This is a genomic window from Vibrio sp. CDRSL-10 TSBA, assembly GCA_039696685.1.
In the GTDB taxonomy this organism is placed as follows: domain Bacteria; phylum Pseudomonadota; class Gammaproteobacteria; order Enterobacterales; family Vibrionaceae; genus Vibrio.
In genome coordinates, this window is sequence record CP155565.1 from 1,083,582 (window position 1) to 1,096,459 (window position 12,878).

The window sequence follows — 12,878 nt, forward strand, 5'->3', positions numbered from 1 at the left end:
TCGTGGTAATTATTGTACGGGGGAGACGCACGCTGCAGCGGGGGAAGCAAACTGGCTCTTGGCTTTGACGGGTGATGGTTTCTTCAAACCCTTTGTTTGAGGACATCACCCTTTCTTTTCTTACCTGTTATTCTTATCTGATAAAATAAGAGGTTGCGCGTTAAGACGCAGAGTCCCGGTCACACAAGGCCGAGGAGTCACCTCAATATATCCCTACTTTTACTGCCTGCGGCAAAATTTGCTGAAAATCGACTTACAGAGGCGGTAATCATTAAAAAATCTTGATCCGAGGACGAGCTAGATGGCGAGTGTCAGCTTAAAAAACGTGTGTAAAGCTTATGGCGATGTGATGATTTCCAAGAATGTGGATCTGGAAATCCAGGAAGGCGAATTTGTCGTCTTCGTCGGCCCGTCAGGTTGTGGTAAATCCACCCTGCTACGTTGTATTGCCGGACTGGAAGACATTACCTCTGGCGATCTGTTTATTGGTGAGCAACGCATGAATGATGTCGAACCTTCCAAACGCGGGGTCGGCATGGTATTCCAGTCTTACGCCCTCTATCCGCACTTGAATTTGCACGACAACATGTCATTTGGCCTCAAACTGGCCAAAGCCGATAAAGCTGAGATCAGTAAACGCGTTGAACACGCTGCCGATATCCTGCAATTGAGCCATCTGCTGGATCGTCAGCCGAAAGCCTTGTCGGGCGGCCAGCGTCAGCGTGTCGCTATTGGCCGGACTCTGGTCTCCCAACCCAATGTTTTCCTGCTCGATGAGCCGCTTTCTAACCTCGACGCTGCGTTGCGGGTACAGATGCGCTCCGAAATCACTAAACTGCAGCGCAAATTAGGCTGCACCATGATTTACGTCACCCACGATCAGGTCGAAGCCATGACCATGGCCGATAAAATCGTGGTGTTGGATGCCGGTTTTGTCTCTCAGGTCGGTAAACCACTCGAGCTTTACCACTACCCGCAGAATCGTTTTGTGGCCGGCTTTATCGGCTCACCAAAGATGAACTTCATGAGTGTCACTATTGATGAAGCGGAAAAAGAGCGGGTTAAAGTTCGGCTGTCAAACGGCTTCGCATTCTGGATCCCGGTTGATGGCACCACAGTCACGGTCGGTGAACGTATGTCGCTGGGCGTACGTCCTGAGCACCTGCTGGAAGCGCAGCAAGGTGATGCTCAAATTGAAGGTAAGGTGATGATCGTGGAGAAACTGGGCAACGAAACCCAGGCCTACATGAACGTTAAAGGCTCAGACTCAGATATCATCTATCGTCAGCCTGACACTCTGGACATTGAAGTCGGCGACAGCCTGGCGATTGGTATTCCGGCCCATCGTTGTCACCTGTTCCACAGTGATGGTCGCGCGTGTCGCCGTTTGTTTAAAGAGAAAGGTGTCGAATTCAACGACTAATTTCTGTCACGCTGGACAATGTCTATCACCTCAGATAGTTATGATCCCAGACAAAAAGCCCGTTCAAATAATGAACGGGCTTTTCATTTCAATCACGCAGCACTAGCTGACACTTTCCGCTGGTTGCGGCATTCTGCTGCGCCACAACACCGGTTTTTTCACCACCAGATAAACCGCCACAGCGGCCAGTACAAACCCCAGCGCTCCCAACCGATCAAACGATTCACCAAAACAAATCCAGGCCTGAATTGCAGTGGTCGGCGGTACCAGGTAAAACACCGACGCGACGCTGGAGGATGCGCCATGTTCAACCATATACAACAGCAGCAAAATCGCAATGCACGACAGCACGACCACCAGCCAGCCGAGAGTCATCATAAATGTCGGGGTCCATTCCACCTGCATGGTTTCAAACTGCATCGCAGCAGGCAAGAGCAGCGCAACCGCAGCCACATACTGCACCAAGGCACCACCCAGCAGATCAACGCCCTGACAGAAACTTCTTCTGATACAGCGTTCCGACCGTAATACCGATCAGAGAAACCACACACATACCAATGGCTGCCCATTTGTGCGCGTCCGACTGCCATTCAATATTACCCATCAGCACACAGCTGATCCCGGCAAAACCCAGGGCAAGCCCGAGCCACTGAGCAAGATTAAGCCGCTCACTGCCCATCAGCAGCAGGATCAGCGCCGTAAAGATCGGTTGGCTGCCGACCAGCAGTGAAGCCAGTCCCGCCGGGATCCCCCAGTGAATCGCCTGAAAAGTGCCCCCCAGATACAAACCATGGATAAACAGTCCCGACACACAGGAGTGCCAGAACTGACGACCTGTCGGGATACGGCGTTTAAGCAGCATGATAAGTACCGCAAACAGCACCACATTCAGCACCATCCGCAGACTGAGAAAGGTCATCGGCTCGGCATATTCAAGACCGAAACGGGCGCCGACAAAGCCGGATGCCCAGAGTATAACAAACAGAAAAGGAATCATTTTGATGAGCATAGTATTTCTCTGGCAGTCTAATTATTGTGGCGCCATTCTAATTAGGCACAGAATGACAGAAAAGGCACAGTTGATGTAGAATTAATGGGTACAGTTTAAATCAGGCAGCAGGGATGAGCGAAGAGTTTAAATATCGGGATATCGAGCTGGAAATACGCCGCGCCATTGAAGACGGCCTGTTTCAGCCCCACGAAAAACTGCCCTCGATACGGGGCTTAATGACCCGGCATCAGGTGGGTAAGAATACCGTCATTCGCGCCTATCAGAATCTGGAAGCTCAGGGCTGGATTTACTCTCTGCCCCGCTCGGGATATCGTGTCGCTGAACGTAAATCCAGCCTGGATAACCAGGCCAGCGCGCCAAGCCGGGTTGATTTACTGTCGATGTCTAAATCGATTCTGGCAGAGCCTGTGGTCAAGCATCATATGCCGGCAGGCTCGGCCCATCCTTGTACGGATTCACCGGCTATTCGCAGCTTATATGCCGAAATCGGCCGCCATAGCCGGATGCAAACCCATATTCCCAGTCACTATCAGTTGCCTCCGGGCAACGATCAACTGGTGCGCCAGATACGCAAAACCTGCCGCGATCTCGGTATTGATGCAAGATTGCGTGATATCGCCATTACCAACGGCGGCCAACAGGCATTAAGCCTGGCTTTTCGCGCCCTGACCCACCCCGGCGATATTGTTGCAGTTGAATCCCCCTGCTATTTTGGCACCCTGCTGCTGCTTGAGTCACTGGGGCTAAAGGTGGTCGAAATCCCAAGTCAGCTCACCACAGGGATGGATATCGAAGCACTCAAACAAGCCATCAGTCGCTGGCGCATCAAGGCTGTTATGGTCACGCCGAATTTTAACAATCCAACCGGAGCGCTAATGCCGCTGGCTCATCGCCAGGCACTGCTCGATGTCACCGACTCGATTCCCATTATCGAAGACGACGTGTTTGGCAGCCTGGGATTTTCTGAAGCACTGCCGAGCCTGAAAAGTCTGGATCAGCAAGAGCGGGTGATTTACATCAGCTCGTTATCGAAAACGCTCGATTCGAGACTGCGTATCGGCTGGATCATCGCCGGACGCTATATGAATCAGATCGAAAAAGTCCTGCTGAGCGAAAATATGGGCAGTCTCAATTTGATCCAGTCTGCGGTCGCGGCTTTTCTCTCAACCGGCAGATACCGCACTCATCTGGCGCGCATGCGACGCCTCTATCACAGCCGGCAACTCCGATTCGCTCAAATGCTCTCGCAGGCATTTAACTCACATCCGGAGCTCAATGGCCAGTACCACCTGTCGCGTCCTCAGGGGTCGTTCCTGTGCTGGCTGACCCTGCCTGCAGAAGTCGATACCCAGCTGGTCTATCAACACTGCCTGAGTGAGAAAATCAGCCTGCTGCCCGGACATCTGTTCGCTAACCAGGGACAATTTACCCAATGTATCCGCTTTAGTGTTTCCAATCTGGAGGATGAAACACGCTGGCAAAAAAGTCTGCAGGTACTGGCTGTTATCATAGTGCAGCAACTCACCCGCAGCAGTGGTAAAACATTAAGCGAACAAACACAATCCGAGCTAAACGATTGAACGAACAGTGCTAAGAAGCTCGCTAATTGCGTAACCAGCACGTACAGTTATTGCAGTGAGTAACGCTATTCAAACAAGCCAGGTTATCTCAGCAGCGAATGGATCTCCGTCAAGATAACGGTTGCCGGTCACAGCCGGCCCAATCATGAGGTTTAATGATGAAAATTAGTTTTAACATGGAAGATGCCAGTCAGGTATGCGTTGGCGCTTTTGCTCTGGCAGTGCCGATCTCGTTTTCAGAAGAGGCTTGGCAGTTGGGCACATCATTACCCCTGGCCAATTTACTCTTATTGCTGACTCTGTCGCTGGGCTTTCTCGGTGTATTTGCCTATGAAAGCGTGTTTCAGCGCAATGTAAAACGGCGCATTCCCGCCTTTTTGCTGCGTATTGTCATCGCCTATGCGATAACCGCGCTGGTGGTGGGCTTTGTTCTGATCGCGCTCGACAAATTACCGCTCCTCGACGAACCTCTGATTTCACTCAAACGTATTGTCGTTATCGCCATGCCGGCATCGATGGGCGCTATTATCGTCGACAGTTTCGACAAAGAATAGTCACCGTATCCGTTGTTTTGCAACAAAGTCGGACTATATTCAAAACCTTATAAGATTCCTTGCAATACAAGCGAATAAGTCAGGACCTAATATGAACATCCAACTCACACTCCGAGCACTTGAACGCAGTGATTTGCGTTTCATTCACGATTTAAACAACAACCGCAATATTATGTCGTACTGGTTTGAAGAGCCGTATGAATCGTTCGATGAACTGGAAGAGTTGTACAACAAACACATCCACGATAATGCCGAACGCCGTTTTGTGGTGGAAAATGAACAAAAAGAACTGGTGGGCCTGGTCGAGCTGATTGAAATCGACTATATCCACCGCAGCGGCGAATTTCAGATTATCATCACCCCGCAACATCAGGGCCGTGGCTTCGCCCGCACGTTAATTCATAAAGCGCTCGACTACTCCTTTACCATTCTCAACCTGCATAAAGTGTATCTGCATGTCGCGATCGATAACGAAAAAGCGGTGCATTTGTATCAGTCGTGCGGATTTAAAGAGGAGGGTCATCTGGTGGAAGAGTTCTTCATCAACGGCGCCTATCGCGACGTCAAACGCATGTATATTCTGCAAAATGATTATCTGAGCAAACTCTCTACGCAAAACTGAGCTACACGCAATTCAGGAAAATGACCGGCCGCTATCGTCCGATCGCTTGCCAGTTAAGCGAATTTCGCCTTAAACACGACCCTGAGCCTAAATAAAAACCGCGCCAGTCATCAACGGCGCGGTTAGGGTAAAACGGGCTATCAACCGATGTCATCGCTGCACTCAGCAACTTGGGCACCAGTCTGAATCAGTTGGCGATATCGAAGCGACTCTCCGTCACGCCGTTGGTACGGAACCAACCAGCAATACTCATACGCTCAGCCTTGGCAGGCAGCACTTCGTGCGGGAAATTTTCTGACAGGAACACCACCAGACGTCCGGCGACCGGCGCAACCGTGTCAATTAACTGATCATCCATATCGTAGATTTTCAGTTCGCCGCCATCAGCTTCAGTCCAGTTCTCATTAAGGTAGAACACTGTGGTCAGCTTGCGGTTTTCCTGACCGCGAAACGCATCGAGATGCTTTTTGTAAAAGTCGCCGACCTGATACTGGGCAAAGTGGGATTCATACTCAAACAGGCCCATGAAAAAATCGCGGTTTACCTCACAGCGGATCTGCTCCATGCGTGTCAGGTAATCCTGCACCGGTAGCCCCATGTCCGGATTCAACCACTGAATACGATCACTGCGAATCGTCTTGGCTTGCAGCAGGTCATCATTGCGGCCAATACGGGCACGATACCAGTCTTGTGGTACGCACTCTCTCAGGCTCTGAACCTGCTCCAGGGAAAGAAAATCATCCCACACGTACCAGCCCTGCTCAGCAATTGCATCCAATAAGGTTTCTAATGCCATTTTTCTACATATCTGTTTGAAAAAAGGCGTTATATAAGGATACCCCTAAGGCGGCAAATCTAAGTTTTTATCCAAACGGACAATATAATTTGTCGATGCGACTGGCTTAATTCTGCCTTTCTCAGGCTGCCTGAACAGAAAACAGCAGCCATGAGACTGCTGTTATATGCCCTTCCTGCTTGAGACGGGCTTATTCACACCGGATACTGATTGAATCCGAGCTGGCGGGAGATGTTACGCCCTGCGGTTTGTAATAATTCAACGTAATAACCGAGCTGCTGTTCATCAAAACGGAGCGTCGGCAGCGAAATAGACACGCCGGCAATCACATTGCCAAAACGGTCATAAACCGGCGCAGCAATACAGCGCAGCCCGGCTTCCTGCTCTTCGTTATCCTCAGCAAAGTGCTGGCGGCGCACCTTATCCAATTCAATCAGCAGCTCGTCGATATCTTGTAAGGTACGCTCGTTAAACCTGGTGAATTCGACGCCGTCCAGAGTTTGCCGCACAAAGGCTTCATCCCGCTCTGCCAGCAGAAACCTTACCTATCGCCGTGCAATAGAGCGGATTACGCCGCCCGATACGCGAGTACATACGCAAATTGTAACCGGAGTCAATTTTATGGATATAGATAATCTCTTTTTCATCCAGCGCACCGAGATGCAGCGCTTCATTGGTCAGTTCCGAGATAACCCGCATCTCTCTGTCCGCCAGTTCGATCAGATCGACGTATTCCAGTGACTTCGCGCCCAGTTCAAATAACTTGAGTGTCAGTTGGTATTTATCTGCTTCGCCTTCCTGGGCCACATAACCGAGCGATTTCATGGTTTGCAGAAAACGGTAGGTCGTCGCCTTCGACATCATCAGACGCTGAGACAGCTCAGAGACCCCAATCTCTTTTTGCTCACCCAGAGCCTGCAGAATATTGAATACTTTGAGAACCGAAGAGACGGCTTCCGGTTGCGATGACTTTTCCATGCTAAATCCTTTGCATCTTAGAGCTTGCGCCCATTATAACGACTCAACATCCTCGTACCAGTATTTTTAAAAAGGCTTTTCAAATTTATGAGAGTCGCTTCGAGGCCTTCATTGTCAAGGCAATCCGTCCCCTGAGCGGCGGTCCTATCGGTCCGTTTCAATCACTTAAATTCATTTAACGACACAACTCACAAAATAAATGAACCATCGTTTTAATTTTATTGTTAGACCAAGAACAAATGGTCATAATAACTGCAGATAGATTAAGGAGTAGCTATGAAGGTCAATCGTGTTGCGATCATTGGTGAATGTATGGTCGAACTACAGAAATCCGCAGATCAGCTTAAGCAGAGTTTTGGGGGCGATACTCTTAACACTGCCGTTTACTTATCCCGCCTGACTCAGCAGCACGGCATTTCAACAGCCTACGCAACAGGTCTTGGTAAGGATCCGTTCAGCCAACATATGTTGGCCAGCTGGCAGCAAGAAGGGGTCAATACGGATCTGGTGAATATCTCTGACACTAAACTGCCGGGCATGTACGCCATAGAAACCGCACCAGATGGCGAGCGCAGCTTTTACTACTGGCGTAACGATTCCGCGGCCAAATACTGGTTACGTGACTGTAACCCGGCTGAACTGGCACACTCACTCAGCCAGTTTCAGGTGATTTACCTGAGTGGCATCAGCCTGGCGATTCTGCCGGCGGACTGCCTGGAGAAGCTTGTCGATGTGCTCAGCCAGTGCCGTGAGCAGGGCTGTACCATTGCGTTTGACAACAACTACCGTCCGGCTCTCTGGAACTCAGTGGCGGATGCACAGGCAGCGTATGCTCAAATCCTGCGTCTGACAGACCTTGCCTTTCTCACCTTTGATGACGAGGTCATGCTGTACGGCCCGCATACAGAACAGGATGCAATTACCCGCACCCAGGCTTTCGGAGTACAGGAAATTGTGATCAAACGCGGCGCACAAGAGTGCCTGGTGCACATCAACAACGAAACCATCGCAGTGCCAGCCAACCAGATCAGCAACGTGGTAGATACCACCGCTGCCGGTGACTCGTTTCAGTGCCGGCTACCTGGCCAAACGCCTGACCGGCGGTAATCCGTTTGAATCAGCTCAATCCGGTCATCTGCTGGCCGGCACAGTTATCCAGCACCGCGGTGCCATTATTCCCTGCGCTGCAATGCCAACACTTTAAAGGACATTAACTATGACAACGCTTAACCAACAACTGCGCGATATCAAAGTCGTGCCGGTCATTGCTATCAAAGACGCCGACAAAGCCGTTAAACTGGCGCAGGTACTGATTGAAAACGGCCTGCCTTGTGCAGAAGTGACATTTCGTACCGAACAGGCTGCGCTGGCGATGAAAAACATGCGTGAAGCCTACCCTGAAATGCTGATCGGCGCAGGCACAGTGCTGACCACAGCACAGGTTGATGCGGCGATTGAAGCCGGTGTGGATTTTGTCGTCAGCCCTGGCTTTAACCCGACTACGGTCAAATACTGTCAGCAGCGCGGTGTGGCTATCATTCCCGGCGTCAACAACCCAAGCCTGGTCGAACAGGCGATGGAGATGGGCCTCGACACGGTGAAGTTTTTCCCGGCAGAGCCATCAGGCGGTGTTGCTATGCTCAAAGCTCTGTCTGCGGTTTACCCGGTCAGCATCATGCCGACCGGCGGCGTAAGCCCGAAAAATGTCAAAGACTATCTGGCGGTCCCTTGCGTTGTCGCCTGTGGCGGCACCTGGATGGTACCAAACGATTTGATCGACAATGAAAAATGGGACGAACTGGCTGCTCTGGTCAAAGAAGTCGCTACTGTAATCGCCTGACGCTGAAAGTTTTTATCGGGATCATACCTTTGAGCTGATTCGCACTTACGTTAGCTCTGCGCAATATGGGGCTTCTGGCCTCAGACACGATTTGCCCGCCTCTCATCGCGGGCTTTTTTCATTCAGTGCTGTTCCACCGTGGTTATGTTGCTCTACACTGTTGTTATTCTCTGTAAAACAGGAACATAACTATGATCATCACCACCACTCCCCAAGTCGAAGGTAAACGTATCGTGCGCTATTGCGGCGTCATCGCCGGAGAAGCCATTATGGGCGCGAACATTTTTAAAGATATGTTTGCAGGCATTCGTGATATCGTCGGCGGCCGTTCTGCCACCTATGAGCACGAACTACAAAAAGCGCGCACCATTGCGCTGCAGGAGCTGGAAGCCCGCGCAGCCGAACTCGGAGCGAATGCCGTGGTCGGTATCGATCTCGATTACGAAACATTCGGCAAAACCAACGGTATGTTGATGGTGTCTGTCAGCGGCACGGCCGTGCTGGTGGAATAAGCGGAAACTTAGTCGCTTTCTTGGTTAATTCGATGTATCGATTCGCTACGTTGCTTCACGAGCTTGACGGATTAAATCCAACGTTCACATAGTTCAAAGCCGGGCCTGCAGGGAGACCCGGCTTTGATGATAAACGTTGAGAATAAACTTTAATGTTGATAATAAACTTTAAGCTACACCAGATGAGACTGGAAGAAGCTGGTCATTTTATCAAACGGAATCACATCAAGCTGATCGTACAGATCCGTGTGGGTCACCCCCGGAATAATCATCAGCTCTTTCGGCTCTGCCGCTGCCTCATACGCGGTTTCACTAAAGTAGCGTGAGTGAGCAACTTCACCATGCACGAACAGCACCGGACGCGGTGAAATCTCAGCAATATAGGTCAGAATCGGCATGTTCATAAACGACAATGGCATCGTCAGTGACCAGGCGGCATTGGAGTTAATTGCACGCGGATGAAAACCACGCTGTTTGGATTTATAGTAAGCCGCGTACTCAAGAGGGTCAGTGATTGTAGCGAAATTGAAAAAGAAGGCCCGCAACCCATTTTTGATTGGACGCTATCTTTTAGCTATTGGGTGATCCGGATTTAATTGCAGTAAATCCCATAAGTTGCCGTAAAGGTCTTCAAATACCGCAACCGTACCATAATCTTGCTGCTGTGGCGGGCGAACAAAATGAACCCCCACTGATCGCATCCGCTCATAATCACGCCAAAAGTCATCAGTATTTAAGAACAAAAACACCCTACCACCGGCCTGATTGCCAATAAAATCCAGCTGTTCCGGCTTGGATGCTTTCGCCAGCAGCAAGGTGACACCGCGCGAATTAGGAGGGGCGACTACAACCCAACGTTTGTCTTGCTCAGGCTGGTAAGTATCTTCAATCAGCTCAAACTTAAGCTTATTGACGTAAAAATCGATCGCTTCATCGTAGTCTTTAACAACCAGTGCGATATGAACAATGTTCTGCTGCATGAGTTAGCCTTAAAAATATTCGAAAACTGCGAGCGGTGACACGACAGCAAGTATCTGACATTTCAGGAACGACGGTCGTGTCGCCGCTCATGCCGGAGCATCAAGTACGATATAACACCTTAATCACATGCCAGCCAAATTTGGTTTTCACCAGCTGCGGGGTCAGAACTTCCCCCTTGAAACACGCTTTATCAAATTGCGGCACCATCTGGCCCTGGCGAAATTCGCCTAAATCACCACCCCGTTTGCCTGACGGGCACAGCGAATATTTTTTTGCCAGCGTCTGAAACTTCGCGCCTTTTTTCAGCTGCTGCATAATATCGTCAGCCTGCTCTTTATGTTTTACCAGAATGTGCAGTGCTGCTGCGGTTCTTGCCATAACGGTTACCTCACCCAAAAAAGTTGCTTAGTCTAGCGGAAGTCAGCAAATGATGCACTTAGCTTTGTTTTGTTTACATCAGCAATACATTTTTCAAACAACTGTTCGACAGTTACTGAATTCGTGCTCGGTTTGCTGCAAAAATACCGAGTTACCGTTGCCGATGCGCTATTTTCAGTTAGTATAGAGTCAATAGCGATTGAATAAGATACTTGTTATGGCCAAAACCCCTAGTAAGGCAAATCAGTCTCAGGGCATGCTGATGTTCACGCTGAATATGCAAAAGCAGCTGTTCGCGATCGGGACATTAAAAGTTCGGGAAATCGTTCCCTTCATGCCGATGACCCAGATTCCCTACTCTCACCACCATGTAGTCGGAACTGTAACGATTCGGAATATGACCGTTCCGGTCATCGACATGGCCGCGGCGATTGGATTTCGTCCTATCCATCCGGATGAGTACCAGAAAAGTTATCTGATCGTGACCGACTGTCTGCGTACTGTCGTGGCATTTATGGTGCGCGGGATTGAAAAGATCATCGAATGTGACTGGCGCAATATTGAGCCATCTCCGCCGTCCGCCGGCCGCAATGTCTTCGTGACAGGGATTACCCGCTACGAGCAGAAAATCGTTCAGATGCTGGACGTAGAACTGCTGCTGTCAAAAATTTATCCGCAGTATGAATCAACCAAAGTGCCGATGCTGACGGATGTCGAGCGTGAGCGACTTAAAGCCCTCAATATTATGCTGGTTGATGATTCATCTATCGCACGTAAACAGCTGGCGGATGCGCTGGATCGTATCAATATCCCTTACCAGATCTGTAAAAATGGTCTGGAAGCGATTGATGTGATGCGCCGTTTAGCAGCAGACCATCAGGCGATTGACATCCTGGTCAGTGATATTGAAATGCCGGGACTGGATGGCTATGAGTTGGCATTTGAGGTACAAAACGACGCTAACCTCAGCCATGCTTACTGCATCCTGCACACGTCGCTGTCGAGTGAAATCTGTGTCGATCGCGCCCATCAGGTCGGCGCGCACGAAGCGTTAGAAAAATTCAACGCCACCGAACTGATTGAAGCCATGTTGCGCGGCGCCAAAAAACTGAGCCAGCAGCCACTCTCTGCCGCCCATTGATCAGGCGTCTCCCTGAAGGCACTGCTAAGACTGTGCCTTCAGGACCTGTTCAGATATTGCCTTGCAAGTACAGTCCAGGCGTTGTGTTACGGCCACAGTTCGTGGTCAGTCTTGTGGCCCCTGGCCCGGTTTTGCCTGGCAGAACAAGCCCAGCAAGGCTTCCCGTTCCCCTTTACGCAGCTTACTGACCACCAGTTGGTAAGAGCGCGTACACAAGTCCTCAATCATTCCGGCATCTGCATCGCCCTGCAACGAGACCGAAATCCAGTGACGCTTGTTCATATGGTAACCCGGACGAATCGCACTGAACTGACTGCTCAGTACCTCGCCATCCTGTGGGGTACATTTCAGGGTCACAAAAGGAGAGGGGTGCTGCTCGGACAGTGCGGCAAACATCTTACCGCGAATTTTATAAACCAGAGGATCCGGGCCAAACGGGTATTCCGCCTGAGCCTGAGGCAAGCTGTCAAGAATGCGAATCAGCGTGCTGGTGTCCATGTTATGCGCCGCCAGCCGGTTCAAAACTGCCCAGCCAGTCTCTCAGCAACGCAGTAAGTGCCTGCTGCTGCTCAGTCGTCAGCGTTGCCATCAACTGATGCTGGATATTAACGTGTTCCTCGAGCAGGGTATTAATCAAATCCAAGCCCTGCTCACTGAGCTTAACTTCAATGCTGCGTCGGTCCGCCGTGCTGTGTACGCGGGTAATCAGGCCTTTCTGCTCCAGTTTATCGAGACGATTGGTCATGGCTCCGGAGGTCAGCATCATCGAAGCGAGCAGTTTCAGAAGGGGTTAGTTGATGCGGTGTGCCGGCCCGCAACAAGGTCGCCAGCACGTCAAATTCACCCATCTTCAGACCATGCTGCTTGTGTAACTCTCCCACCGCCGCTTCGAGGTACTTAATCAAACGCATCATGCGTCCCATGATACCCATAGGTAAAGTGTCTAACTGTGGCCGTTCTGACTGCCACTGAGCAAGTACGCGATCGATCGCATCCATCAGGTTGTGTTCTCCTTTATCGGCTTCGAAAATTTACTTTAACATAAAGATACTTTACAAGAA

Annotated in this window: 12 protein-coding genes and 4 pseudogenes; 8 read left to right on the forward strand and 8 right to left on the reverse strand. The window is 50.4% G+C overall.

Features of this window, described 5'->3' with window-relative positions; translation table 11 throughout:
- Window positions 1–301 precede the first annotated feature (301 nt).
- A complete protein-coding gene (gene malK / locus ABDK09_05380) occupies window positions 302–1,423 on the forward strand; it encodes a maltose/maltodextrin ABC transporter ATP-binding protein MalK (GenBank protein ID XAW87643.1) in 1,122 nt (373 codons plus the stop codon).
- Window positions 1,424–1,525: 102 nt separating this feature from the next.
- On the opposite strand, the pseudogene ABDK09_05385 reads toward malK, so the two are convergent.
- A pseudogene (locus ABDK09_05385) lies at window positions 1,526–2,432 on the reverse strand (EamA family transporter).
- 113 nt (window positions 2,433–2,545) lie between these two features.
- On the opposite strand from ABDK09_05385, the gene ABDK09_05390 reads away from it, so the two are divergent.
- The 3 genes from ABDK09_05390 (at window position 2,546) to speG (ending at window position 5,191) form a co-directional block, all read left to right on the forward strand.
- A complete protein-coding gene (locus ABDK09_05390) occupies window positions 2,546–4,015 on the forward strand; it encodes a PLP-dependent aminotransferase family protein (protein ID XAW87644.1) in 1,470 nt (489 codons plus the stop codon).
- 158 nt (window positions 4,016–4,173) lie between these two features.
- Window positions 4,174–4,569 carry a DUF2391 family protein gene (locus ABDK09_05395; protein ID XAW88470.1) on the forward strand — a complete coding sequence of 132 codons (396 nt, stop codon included), beginning with the start codon at window positions 4,174–4,176 and terminating at the stop codon, window positions 4,567–4,569.
- Window positions 4,570–4,660: 91 nt separating this feature from the next.
- On the forward strand, window positions 4,661–5,191 hold the full coding sequence (speG, locus tag ABDK09_05400) for a spermidine N1-acetyltransferase (protein XAW87645.1): 531 nt from the start codon (window positions 4,661–4,663) through the stop codon (window positions 5,189–5,191).
- Window positions 5,192–5,378: 187 nt separating this feature from the next.
- On the opposite strand, the gene ABDK09_05405 is transcribed toward speG, so the two are convergent.
- Window positions 5,379–5,987 carry a 2OG-Fe(II) oxygenase gene (locus ABDK09_05405; GenBank protein ID XAW87646.1) on the reverse strand — a complete coding sequence of 203 codons (609 nt, stop codon included), beginning with the start codon at window positions 5,985–5,987 and terminating at the stop codon, window positions 5,379–5,381.
- A 194-nt stretch (window positions 5,988–6,181) separates the two neighbouring features.
- Window positions 6,182–6,965: pseudogene (gene kdgR, locus ABDK09_05410) on the reverse strand (DNA-binding transcriptional regulator KdgR).
- Window positions 6,966–7,241: 276 nt separating this feature from the next.
- Between kdgR and ABDK09_05415 the strand changes: the two are divergent.
- The 3 genes and pseudogenes from ABDK09_05415 (at window position 7,242) to ABDK09_05425 (ending at window position 9,317) form a co-directional block, all read left to right on the forward strand.
- A pseudogene (locus tag ABDK09_05415) lies at window positions 7,242–8,169 on the forward strand (sugar kinase).
- 12 nt (window positions 8,170–8,181) lie between these two features.
- Window positions 8,182–8,805: a bifunctional 4-hydroxy-2-oxoglutarate aldolase/2-dehydro-3-deoxy-phosphogluconate aldolase gene (locus ABDK09_05420; GenBank protein ID XAW87647.1), complete on the forward strand. Its 624-nt coding sequence runs from the start codon at window positions 8,182–8,184 to the stop codon at window positions 8,803–8,805.
- A gap of 191 nt (window positions 8,806–8,996) precedes the next feature.
- Complete coding sequence (locus tag ABDK09_05425) at window positions 8,997–9,317, forward strand: heavy metal-binding domain-containing protein (protein XAW87648.1); 321 nt, start codon at window positions 8,997–8,999, stop codon at window positions 9,315–9,317.
- Between the two features lie 173 nt (window positions 9,318–9,490).
- On the opposite strand, the gene ABDK09_05430 is transcribed toward ABDK09_05425, so the two are convergent.
- The 3 genes from ABDK09_05430 to ppiC form a co-directional block, all read right to left on the reverse strand.
- Window positions 9,491–9,736 carry an alpha/beta hydrolase gene (locus tag ABDK09_05430; protein XAW87649.1) on the reverse strand — a complete coding sequence of 82 codons (246 nt, stop codon included), beginning with the start codon at window positions 9,734–9,736 and terminating at the stop codon, window positions 9,491–9,493.
- A gap of 144 nt (window positions 9,737–9,880) precedes the next feature.
- On the reverse strand, window positions 9,881–10,297 hold the full coding sequence (locus ABDK09_05435) for a VOC family protein (GenBank protein XAW87650.1): 417 nt from the start codon (window positions 10,295–10,297) through the stop codon (window positions 9,881–9,883).
- Between the two features lie 100 nt (window positions 10,298–10,397).
- On the reverse strand, window positions 10,398–10,676 hold the full coding sequence (ppiC, locus tag ABDK09_05440; protein ID XAW87651.1) for a peptidylprolyl isomerase PpiC: 279 nt from the start codon (window positions 10,674–10,676) through the stop codon (window positions 10,398–10,400).
- Between the two features lie 217 nt (window positions 10,677–10,893).
- Between ppiC and ABDK09_05445 the strand changes: the two genes are divergently transcribed.
- Window positions 10,894–11,817, forward strand: a complete 924-nt coding sequence (locus tag ABDK09_05445; GenBank protein XAW87652.1) for a chemotaxis protein — start codon at window positions 10,894–10,896, stop codon at window positions 11,815–11,817.
- Window positions 11,818–11,922: 105 nt separating this feature from the next.
- Here ABDK09_05445 and ABDK09_05450 read toward each other — a convergent pair whose 3' ends face one another.
- Window positions 11,923–12,315, reverse strand: coding sequence for an MmcQ/YjbR family DNA-binding protein (locus tag ABDK09_05450; protein XAW87653.1), 393 nt, complete (start codon window positions 12,313–12,315; stop codon window positions 11,923–11,925).
- 1 nt (window position 12,316) lies between these two features.
- Window positions 12,317–12,815 (reverse strand): annotated as a pseudogene (locus tag ABDK09_05455) (MarR family transcriptional regulator).
- Window positions 12,816–12,878: the final 63 nt, after the last annotated feature.

Bases quoted from the DNA above. Each gene is read 5' to 3' on its own strand.
- malK (XAW87643.1), top strand. From the start codon at position 302: ATGGCGAGTGTCAGCTTAAAAAACGTGTGTAAAGCTTATGGCGATGTG.
- ppiC (XAW87651.1), bottom strand. From the start codon at position 10,676: ATGGCAAGAACCGCAGCAGCACTGCACATTCTGGTAAAACATAAAGAG.
- ABDK09_05405 (XAW87646.1), bottom strand. From the start codon at position 5,987: ATGGCATTAGAAACCTTATTGGATGCAATTGCTGAGCAGGGCTGGTAC.
- ABDK09_05445 (XAW87652.1), top strand. From the start codon at position 10,894: ATGGCCAAAACCCCTAGTAAGGCAAATCAGTCTCAGGGCATGCTGATG.
- ABDK09_05420 (XAW87647.1), top strand. From the start codon at position 8,182: ATGACAACGCTTAACCAACAACTGCGCGATATCAAAGTCGTGCCGGTC.
- ABDK09_05425 (XAW87648.1), top strand. From the start codon at position 8,997: ATGATCATCACCACCACTCCCCAAGTCGAAGGTAAACGTATCGTGCGC.
- ABDK09_05430 (XAW87649.1), bottom strand. From the start codon at position 9,736: ATGCCATTGTCGTTTATGAACATGCCGATTCTGACCTATATTGCTGAG.
- ABDK09_05435 (XAW87650.1), bottom strand. From the start codon at position 10,297: ATGCAGCAGAACATTGTTCATATCGCACTGGTTGTTAAAGACTACGAT.
- ABDK09_05395 (XAW88470.1), top strand. From the start codon at position 4,174: ATGAAAATTAGTTTTAACATGGAAGATGCCAGTCAGGTATGCGTTGGC.
- ABDK09_05450 (XAW87653.1), bottom strand. From the start codon at position 12,315: ATGGACACCAGCACGCTGATTCGCATTCTTGACAGCTTGCCTCAGGCT.
- ABDK09_05390 (XAW87644.1), top strand. From the start codon at position 2,546: ATGAGCGAAGAGTTTAAATATCGGGATATCGAGCTGGAAATACGCCGC.
- speG (XAW87645.1), top strand. From the start codon at position 4,661: ATGAACATCCAACTCACACTCCGAGCACTTGAACGCAGTGATTTGCGT.